General features: G+C 52.8%; 1 rRNA gene. It reads left to right on the top strand.

Features of this window, described 5'->3' with window-relative positions:
- Positions 1 to 252 precede the first annotated feature (252 nt).
- Positions 253 to 1,637, top strand: a 23S ribosomal RNA gene (locus MJZ25_16570); the annotation flags it as partial.

Raw genomic sequence — 1,637 nt, 5'->3', positions numbered from 1 at the left:
GAGCACCTGCTTTGCACGCAGGGGGTCAACGGTTCGAGTCCGTTATTCTCCACCATGCGAACGTATTGTTCGCGGTTGATCTTTGAAATATTGAGACAAAAGCAAAACAGTAAAGAAACTTCGTTCCACTGCTGTCCACCCGGACAGCCAGTAGATGAAATAGCAATTTACAGCTGAAAGTATGAGTTACTTATGCGAACGGATGAGCAAGAGTTTTCCGAACTTGTGCGATTTCCGTCTGCAAGAATCTCGAAGAAAGTAAGAAAGGGCGCATGGCGGATGCCTTGGCTCACAGAGGCGATGAAGGACGTGATAAGCTGCGATAAGCCGCGGGTAGGAGCAAATATCCCTTGATCCGCGGATTTCCGAATGGGACAACCCAATAGACTCAGTCTATTATCCTACTAATGCAGGAGGCGAACGCAGGGAACTGAAACATCTTAGTACCTGCAGGAAGAGAAAATAACAATGATTCCCCCAGTAGTGGCGAGCGACCGGGGAAGAGCCCAAACCGGCGTTGTGGCAACGCAATGCCGGGGTTGTAGGACCGCGACGTGGTACTCGAGACGTGAACGGAACGTTCTGGAAAGAACGGCCATAGAGGGTGACAGCCCCGTATGTGAAGCGAATCGAGGCCTAGTGGTATCCTGAGTAACGCGGAACACGTGGAATTCTGCGCGAATCTGCCGGGACCATCCGGTAAGGCTAAATACTCCTGTGAGACCGATAGTGCACTAGTACCGTGAGGGAAAGGTGAAAAGAACCCCGACAAGGGGAGTGAAATAGTTCCTGAAACCATGCGCCTACAAGCGGTCGGAGCATGCTCTTGCATGTGACGGCGTGCCTTTTGCATAATGAACCTACGAGTCACCGTCGTCGGCAAGGTTAAGTGATTAAGTCACCGAGCCGTAGTGAAAGCGAGCCTGAAGAGGGCGTCGAGTCGTCGGAGGTGGACGCGAAACCAAGTGATCTACACATGTCCAGGTTGAAGTCCCGGTAACACGGGATGGAGGACCGCACCAATAAGCGTTGAAAAGCTTCTGGATGAGGTGTGTGTAGGAGTGAAAGGCCAATCAAACTTGGAGATAGCTCGTACTCCCCGAAAGGCATTTAGGTGCCGCGTGCTGTGTTCAGCATGAGAGGTAGAGCGACCGATAGGATGCGAGGGCTTCACCGCCTATCAAGTCCTGACGAACTCCGAATGCATATGGTCCGCAGCCGTGCAGTAAGGGGGCGGGTGCTAAGGTCCGTCCCCGAGAGGAGAAGAATCCAGACCGCCGTCTAAGGTCCCGGAGTTCTGTCTAAGTTAGTCTAACGAAGTGTGGTCCCCGTGACAGCTAGGATGTTGGCTTGGAAGCAGCCATTCATTCAAAGAGTGCGTAACAGCTCACTAGTCGAGGGTCTCTGCATGGATAATAATCGGGTATCAAGCCGGATACCGAAGGCGCGGGATAGCATAGAAAAGTATCGGTAGGGGAGCATTCCATGCGCCTTGAAGATGGGGGACGACCCCCGTTGGAGCGCATGGAAAAGCAAATGTAGGTATAAGTAACGATTAGGGGGGTGAGAGGCCCCCCCGCCGAAAGACTAAGGTTTCCCGGGCAATGCTAATCATCCCGGGGTCAGTCGGGTCCTAA

Source organism: Fibrobacter sp. (assembly GCA_024399065.1).
Taxonomy (GTDB): Bacteria; Fibrobacterota; Fibrobacteria; order Fibrobacterales; family Fibrobacteraceae; genus Fibrobacter.
Note: the sequence above shows the minus strand (reverse complement) of the source record. Positions and strands in the feature narration are given on the sequence as shown.